The organism is Acaryochloris sp. IP29b_bin.148, assembly GCF_028285565.1.
GTDB lineage: Bacteria > Cyanobacteriota > Cyanobacteriia > Thermosynechococcales > Thermosynechococcaceae > Acaryochloris.
The window spans coordinates 1-6,896 of sequence record NZ_JANQOY010000024.1; the positions used below are offsets into that span (position 1 = coordinate 1).

The 6,896-nt window shown below is 47.1% G+C and carries 7 protein-coding genes and 1 pseudogene; all 8 read left to right on the forward strand.

All coding sequences use genetic code 11. The features are described 5' to 3' along the window. A partial coding sequence (locus tag Q0986_RS02290; RefSeq protein ID WP_299403047.1) for a hypothetical protein occupies nucleotides 1–438 on the forward strand: 438 nt, incomplete at its 5' end. After that, nucleotides 428–883 carry a hypothetical protein gene (locus Q0986_RS02295; RefSeq protein ID WP_299403050.1) on the forward strand — a complete coding sequence of 152 codons (456 nt, stop codon included), beginning with the start codon at nucleotides 428–430 and terminating at the stop codon, nucleotides 881–883. The genes Q0986_RS02290 and Q0986_RS02295, both read left to right, overlap by 11 nt. Before the next feature lie 5 nt (nucleotides 884–888). Further along, entirely contained in the window at nucleotides 889–1,404 is a 516-nt protein-coding gene (locus Q0986_RS02300) for a hypothetical protein (protein WP_299403054.1), read from the forward strand. A 296-nt stretch (nucleotides 1,405–1,700) separates the two neighbouring features. Next, complete coding sequence (locus Q0986_RS02305; protein ID WP_299403059.1) at nucleotides 1,701–2,552, forward strand: KilA-N domain-containing protein; 852 nt, start codon at nucleotides 1,701–1,703, stop codon at nucleotides 2,550–2,552. Between the two features lie 257 nt (nucleotides 2,553–2,809). Next, nucleotides 2,810–5,659 (forward strand): pentapeptide repeat-containing protein, encoded by a 2,850-nt coding sequence (locus Q0986_RS02310; protein ID WP_299403063.1) that lies wholly within the window; start codon nucleotides 2,810–2,812, stop codon nucleotides 5,657–5,659. 347 nt (nucleotides 5,660–6,006) lie between these two features. Beyond that, nucleotides 6,007–6,258: a hypothetical protein gene (locus Q0986_RS02315; protein ID WP_299403066.1), complete on the forward strand. Its 252-nt coding sequence runs from the start codon at nucleotides 6,007–6,009 to the stop codon at nucleotides 6,256–6,258. Continuing rightward, nucleotides 6,251–6,412 (forward strand): hypothetical protein, encoded by a 162-nt coding sequence (locus tag Q0986_RS02320; RefSeq protein WP_299403069.1) that lies wholly within the window; start codon nucleotides 6,251–6,253, stop codon nucleotides 6,410–6,412. Before Q0986_RS02315 ends, Q0986_RS02320 begins: the two co-directional genes overlap by 8 nt. Before the next feature lie 163 nt (nucleotides 6,413–6,575). Then, a pseudogene (locus Q0986_RS02325) lies at nucleotides 6,576–6,896 on the forward strand (hypothetical protein); the annotation flags it as partial.

Consider the following 6,896-nt stretch of genomic DNA (forward strand, 5'->3'; position numbering starts at 1 on the left):
CAAAGATTTCAATCAATTCCATTCGGAGGAAATTCGATGATCATCAAATTCAAGAAACTATCCAGAACCACTCACAGAGAAGGGGTTTACTTGTTAGAAGACACTCCTCTGCGGTCTCCGTTTCATCCTTATAGCGACCATGAGAACGTCAGATGTGTAGAGGCGTATAAAGCATACCTCTACAGGATTCTAGAGTTGAAAAAGATACCGATGGACGTTGCTCTGAAGTTGTCGAAGCAGCGCAAAATCCTGGTCTCTGGTCGATGGACACCACCCACAAGAAATGCTGTTGTGGCTGAAATCAAGAAAATCGTCAGGAAGGGTTCGGTTGTAATTGGGACTCATCACGCACCCGACCCAGGACACGGACTCGCCGCATATCTGCACTGGAAGTACACCCAAGCAAAGCAGTTGGAGCTGAACAAACATGCAAGTTAGAAATGTCCTGCCCATCAACCGTTCGACCACTCAAGCCACTGAACCAACACAACCCCAAGCTCAAACTGCTAGGGCATTTCGCAGGCCACTAGCGGAAATCTTGGAGGATCTGAGGCGTCCCATTCCAGAGCGATTTATCAAGACCAAATCAAAGAAAGGAGTGGCCTTGAAGTTTGTCAGTTGGTATGACATCGTTCGCATTCTAGAGGCCAGAGCACCGGGCTTTGAATACGACTGCTCACCCCACTTTGGAGATGGGAAAACCGTAGTGAAGGCAACGATAACCATTCATGGCGAAGACGGTAGCCTTTCCCGATCAGCTTTGGGGATTGCTGACAGTGATATTGAAAGCTGGGGTGATGCGACGAGTAATGCTAGCTCAATGGCCCTTCGCAGAGCTGCCACTGAGTTTGGGCTAGGGTTGCATCTGTATTGGGAGAAATGACAATCATGGCAACGGCTACAAAAGAAAGAATCCTGAATGATTTCTATCCCACTCCTGCCCCGATCACCCATCAGCTCATGTCCAAGAATCCCATCGGTGGCTCGGTCCTAGAACCCTGTGCAGGTCATAACGCCATTTCGGATGTATTGGACAGCTACGAATGCATCGATATCGTCCATTCTTCTGATCTGCTCTGGCCCGTCAGTCCAGGTCGGACAACGAACGATGCCACCGATCCACAGTACTGGGCTGAAGCGCCCAAAGTTGATTGGGTTGTGACGAATCCACCGTTTAACGTGGCTGAGAAGATATTGCCCTTGGCCTATGAACACGCTGATCGGGGTATCGCTTTTCTCTTGAGACTCAGCTATCTAGAACCCTGTAACGGTCGTAAAGAATGGCTCAAGCAGCATTCAGACCAGATGAAGCAGGTTATTGTTGTCAGTCCTAGAATCCGCTTTAGAAGCGATACCAAAGGTTCAGACTCCGTGACCTGTGCCTGGTTCATCTGGGATAAGTAATTCAGTTGGGGTGATCGGGGGCTGCATTGCCCCTACAGCTTTCTGAGCGACTGGAGATGAGACTGTATCCCTTAAGTGGCCTCCGTTACCCTTTTTCGCGTAACGGGACTGAGAGGGAAGCAAAGCCTGAATCCCATATATATCAGCCGTTACGAATATTCTCGCAACGAGGATGGCGAGAGGACAAAGCAAGCAAAGACTTGCCCAGCCCAAGTTTTATCCGTTAACGGAATTCCGATAACGGGACTTGAAAGTGAACAACAAACCAAATCAACACTATCTATTGAGAGGAAATTATGGAGACGAATATACTAGCGCATCAACTGCATGGGGTTTCTGTAGGGATGCAGAAAGCCGATGGATATGTAAATGCGACGAAGGCTTGTGAAGCCTACAAAGTTGCGACAGGGAAGACGAAACGGACAGAAAACTGGACTCGATCAGCACGAGCTAAGAGCTACATCGCCTATGTGGCATCCGTTACGCGAAAAAGCGTATCGGAACTTGTAATAGTTCGCAAAGGTGGAGCACGCGAAGAACAAGGCACCTGGATTCACCCTGACCTGGCAATAGCATTTGGCACCTGGCTTTCGGTGGAATTTGAATACCAGCTCACCCAATGGGTTAAAGAGTGGGAGCAAAGTCAACGCCCCTCCCCCAAGACCAATCCAGAAGTGGTTGAGGCACTGCGCCCCGATCAGCCTAGCCCACATGAGATTGAGTCTGTTTTGGAAGCAGTCTTTGGAAGAGTCGCTGAACCCGCAAGACTCGCCATTGCAAAGTCAAGCGCAATTAAGCGGACCCATCCACAATGGGAAGCCATCATGGGCGATGGTCTCCAAACCCTACCCTCCCTCACCCCTGAAGAACTAACCTATACCCCAACTGAGCTAGGCAAACTGTTAGAGCCTAAGCTGTCGGCCATCAAAATCAACAAACTGCTAGAAGCGGCGGGGTATCAAGAACGCTATCGAACGGCTCGAAATATCCTGAAGTGGAAGCCCACCGACAAAGCGGGTGATTTAGCGGTGATAACGCTGGAAGAGAAATCGAATGGTAAGCCCATTGAGTCTTTGCGGTGGAAGCGTTCAATTGTTGAGGTGCTTCTAACTTTGGTGGCAGACCATGAGCGGGCCGAGGTGGCATAAGCCTTTGCCCTTACCAGTATTGAGTTTTGAGCTATCTTCCGATCAGCTCTGGGAATTGAAGACAGCAACTTAGACGGATGGGGTGATCCGACGAGCAACGCCAGCTCAATGGCACTTCGCAGAGCTGCCGCTGAGTTTGGTCTGGGGCTGCATCTGTATTAGGAGAAATAGATTTACATACTCGCTGATTTTTTAAACTCATGTCTTAATTAGTCAAGGCCATTTTAGGCCTAGCTATACCAATCTATTGGTCCGATATGCTGAAAAATACCTGGAAACAAGTATGGCAGGTTCTAAATATAGATATTTCTTGGTCTAGTACTACGCAAGTAGGGGTTGATAGCAGTAAAGCCGTCCTGGAACTCGCAAAAACAATAAACGACAATCGGAATGCTGCGGAACTTGCTCCAATCATTGGTCGGATGTCTTCTCTGTTAGATGTGTTGAATAGTCCGCTAGCGCAGGTGGCTGGCTCAGTATTACCCTTCATTTCTTTGGGAACGGGCCTCCTAAGATTTATTGCAGACCAAACTCATCAAGAACCCACATTGGAAATGAGCGTGGCGTTGGTGAGTCAAGCCGCTTATTTGGAAAGTTTGCGGGTCTTTTTGAAAAATCCAGAACAAGGAAATGTCTTAGATAGGCTGGTTGATCAGCCTGCTTCAAAAGACATTAGTCAGAAATTAAAGCAATTTGGAGACGGTTTAGCGCTAAAGGGTCAATCCTTTGAATTGGATGAGCGAGAAGCCAACAAAGTCTTAGTTTGCTTTCATAATTCAGCACTAGCCAAGACTTATAACTCCCTATTTTCAGCACGACTGATAGATGCAGGATTGGACAGTAAGGATGCGGATATCCTAACTGAGCGGGTGTCTAGAAACACTCATCGCTACCTAAAGAGATGCTTTGCAGCAGCACAAGATTCCGTAAAATCGCTGGTTGGCATTTGCGGGGATGGCTGGGTTGAAGACCTGAAGAACTACGAAAGTATCGACCAGTATTTAGAAACCATTGCAGCCAAACCGAAGGAACAAGTATTTGCTGAAAAGTTCACGTTTGAGGATATATATATTCCTCTCCAGGCAGTGACCCTTGGTGAAGACGGTGAGATTTATAGGTATAGTCAACCGCAGGATCTGGAAGGTTGGGCAAAAACTTGCCTAGCGAATGCTTACGTAAAAAATCAGGTGATGTTTGTGCAGGCAGGGCCAGGACGAGGGAAAAGCGTTTTTTGTAGGATGTTTGCTGATTGGGTGCGGCGTGAACTTCATCCCATCTGGACACCTATTTTAATTCGATTGCGGGATATCAGTACATTTGAAAGCAATATTGAAGAGACCTTGCAAGCCGTGATTGGTTGGGATTTTACAACTGATAAGGGGTGGCTAACGGACAGTAACACACGATTTTTATTTTTTTTAGATGGGTTTGATGAACTTCTTTTAGAAGGGCGGACTAGCAAAGGTTTAGAACTTTTTTTGACACAAATTGGTAGATTCCAAGAAAGCTGTGGCAGCAATCCTGAAAGGGGGCATCGGGTATTGATTACAGGCCGTCCATTGGCTCTACAGAGTATTAGCAGCTTGCTGCCACATAACTTGAATCGAGTTGCAATTTTATCCATGACTTCTAGCTTGCAAGGACAGTGGCTTAATCATTGGGAGAGGCTTGTAGGGACAGCCAAGGCGAATGCCTATTTGAGTTTTTTGAGAGATGGCCGATGCCCTAATCAGGTGAAGCAATTGGCAAGAGAGCCTTTGCTGATGTACCTTTTAGGTGCAATGCACCGGGATAACACAATAAGGCTGGATCTGTTTACCAGGGCCAATCCCACTCATGCAAAAATTTTGATTTATGAAAAGTCTATAGATTGGGTACTCACAAAACAACGGCCAGAATGGCTTAACCGTAAATTGACAAATATTGAAACTGAAGGGTTAAGGCGGATCCTGACAGAAGCAGGATTATGTGTCATTCAGTTTGGGGGAGAAGCTGCCCCTATCAAGATGATCGAAGATCGCTTAAAAGAAGACGAAGATGCTTTAAAACTGATAAATCTTGCACGTGAGCAACTACAAAATGATGCTTTAAGAAATGCTCTGGCAGCTTTTTACCTTAGACCCGCCCAAGAGAAGAAGGGATCAGTGGAATTCATCCACAAAAGCTTTAGTGAATTTTTATGTGCGAAACGTCTCTTTGAGATTTGCGGGGCATTGACATTATCAGGACCAAGGGAGCGAGGTTTAGTAATTGAACAGATCTACATGGACGAAGAAATTTATGATGTGCTGGGCTTTGGTGGGCTAACAGTAGAAGTCATGGAATACTGGCGGGCGTTACTGGAAACTCATACAGGTTTCAAAACAAAAATACTGTTCCAACGATTTATAGAATTTTATGAGCGGTGGTGTAATGGTGATTTTATTGATTTGCCATTGCAAACCACATTACCTCAGAGAAAAATTAGTCAACTAAATGAATATGATATTCACCTAGGCCAACGCCAGGTTGATATTTATGTGGGGTTGAATATTCTGATTTTGTTGCTGGAGTTGCACCGCCATCTCCAGCAGAATGAATCTCTCCAACACTTGTACTTCCACCCTTGTGGTCAGCCTGATTCTGGCGTATTTGAGAAGACAAGACTACTTAATCTAATTGGTTACAGCCAGTGTCTTGATATTACTAGCTTTAGAGATATTATTGGACGCTTTTTACATCACACAGACCTCAGCGGTGCAGACCTCAGCGGTGCAGACTTCAGCGGTGCAAAACTCAGCCGTGCAGACCTAATCGGTGCCAACCTCAGCAGTGTAGACTTCAGCGGTGCAAAACTCAGCCGTGCAGACTTCAGCGGTGCAGACCTCAGCGGTGCAGACCTCCGTGGCGCAAAACTCGTCGGTGCCAACCTCAGCAGCGCAAACTTCATCGGTGCAAACCTCCGCGGCGCAAACTTCATCGGTGCAAACCTCCGCGGTGCAGACCTCAGCAATGCAGACCTCAGCAATGCAGACCTCAGCACCGAACAAGCCAAACGAGCAATACTTTACAAAACTAAGCTCCCTGAAAACATTGACAGTCTTGACTTTGATCGAGACTGTAATTAGCTCTAAGGTGTTTCAGCTTCATAAGACTTCGATGAAGTGGTGTAGCAGCCTGATTATTTGTGTAGTGCATCTTAATAAAAAATCACGATGCTACTATTTAATTGCATTGTAGTTATTTAAGATTATGGCAAATCAAAGGGTATCAAAACCAACTAGAGGACGACCAAAAGGAACTAAAAAAGGACGTAAGCCTTGCCATAGCATAACTTTTGAGAATGATGTCATTGAATGGATTGATGCCATGTCTGGAACTCGGTCTAGTAATGTGAATGCCATTCTCCGAGCTGCCAAGAAACTGTCAGAAGCCATCAATGTAAAAGATATTTAATTACAGTGTAATTAAATTGATGCCATGCTATATTAATTACATAAGGACAGAGGACATCTCTTCACCCTCTCGCTACCGCACCTCACAACTCAATCCCCCCGGTCGGGGCAAGAATACGACCCTCCGGTCCGTCGAGCCAGGGAATCGACCGTTTGCTGTAGCAGGCAAACAACCCGCTAACGGGGCTGTTCCTCAGCGAGAGAGGGCAGAGAACGCTGAGTGGGTCTGTCCAATGTTTCTAGTCGCTACACCAGGAGAAATACATGGATAATTCACAAACGATTCTGGATTTGCTCACACGGATGCAAGCCACGGCAGATGACATCAAGCGAACCTGCCAGGACACGAAGGAACGACTGGGCCAGCAACGACGGTCCATTCAAGATCAGGCCCAAGAGACGCTAGATCGTCGTCCCTCACGTTGACCGATACGACCTTGCGATCGCAGTACGCCACACGGACGCTACACTAAGCTGCACAACCGATATTCGAGATTCGGCGCAAGGATTGGGCGCAGACCACCACTGCGAGAGTCCCACCGTACTCTCATTCAGAGAGTTTCGTCACTCAAATTCAATGGTGAACATCATGTCTAACAAAAACTTCGAAGCCTGCACACGCAACGCCCTCACTATCGCGGCTCGTCAGGCCCTAGGACTGGCGGAAGATGCCAAGCTACGGAAGCATCTCATCATTACCTACTTGCCCGAGAATGTTCGGAAGCGGGACGGTGAGGATGCGGATACCACTTCTGAGCTGTGCCAATTCGCCCAGCAGTTAAAGGATGGCTCGGTCAACCTCCGGGCAACTGAGCATTGCATCCGACTCGCTGAAATCCTAGACCTGGATGATACGCAGATGGCGAAGAAGGCAGTCAAACCCGAGAAGAAGGCCAAGGGCTTAACTCGG

What these genes read in the sequence shown, in the direction of transcription:
- Q0986_RS02295 (WP_299403050.1), top strand. Translation starts at nt 428, where the DNA reads ATGCAAGTTAGAAATGTCCTGCCCATCAACCGTTCGACCACTCAAGCC.
- Q0986_RS02305 (WP_299403059.1), top strand. Translation starts at nt 1,701, where the DNA reads ATGGAGACGAATATACTAGCGCATCAACTGCATGGGGTTTCTGTAGGG.
- Q0986_RS02320 (WP_299403069.1), top strand. Translation starts at nt 6,251, where the DNA reads ATGGATAATTCACAAACGATTCTGGATTTGCTCACACGGATGCAAGCC.
- Q0986_RS02300 (WP_299403054.1), top strand. Translation starts at nt 889, where the DNA reads ATGGCAACGGCTACAAAAGAAAGAATCCTGAATGATTTCTATCCCACT.
- Q0986_RS02310 (WP_299403063.1), top strand. Translation starts at nt 2,810, where the DNA reads ATGCTGAAAAATACCTGGAAACAAGTATGGCAGGTTCTAAATATAGAT.
- Q0986_RS02315 (WP_299403066.1), top strand. Translation starts at nt 6,007, where the DNA reads ATGCCATGCTATATTAATTACATAAGGACAGAGGACATCTCTTCACCC.